Annotated in this window: 1 protein-coding gene; it reads left to right on the top strand. The window is 36.5% G+C overall.

Going from position 1 to position 482, the window contains the following annotated elements; translation table 11 throughout:
- The coding region (locus tag EII29_RS11605; RefSeq protein ID WP_125237624.1) for an autotransporter-associated N-terminal domain-containing protein at positions 1 to 482 on the top strand (482 nt) is incomplete at both ends.

The raw sequence follows: 482 nt of genomic DNA, 5'->3' as shown, positions 1-482 counted from the left end.
TTACATACATCATTTAAGCAGGCAAAGAGGGAGAACAACAGATTACTGAAAAATGCAAATCTTGAATTAATACAATTAATGGAACAGGGAGATCAGGTAGTGAAGTCTCCATGGAGTTCATGGCAATTTGGAATGAATTATTTTTACAGTAACTGGAGAGGAGCATATAAAGGAAGAGGAGATAAAAAAGAAAAATATCCTTATGAGGGAATACTTGAAAGAGATTCTAATGAAATGAACAGATATATTTCACTGGACAGTCAGTTTTACGGTTCGGCACTGGCTTTATCGACTAATCCGAGATCGGCTGCAACAAATGCAAGACGTGGGATAACTAATTATGGGATAGCAAGTACTGAACTTGTAAAAGAGCCTATAGTGGAGCTTGAATTAAGTGCAGGAATAAGACCGAAAGTAGTAAATAAGGCGGATTTAAATTTAGTACCTAAAGCTGCAAATGTACCTACTTTACCTGATCCTGT

The organism is Leptotrichia sp. OH3620_COT-345, from assembly GCF_003932895.1.
Classification (GTDB): Bacteria; Fusobacteriota; Fusobacteriia; order Fusobacteriales; family Leptotrichiaceae; genus Pseudoleptotrichia.
The sequence above is the reverse complement of the archived record's forward strand: the minus strand, read 5'-3'. Positions and strand labels throughout refer to the sequence as shown.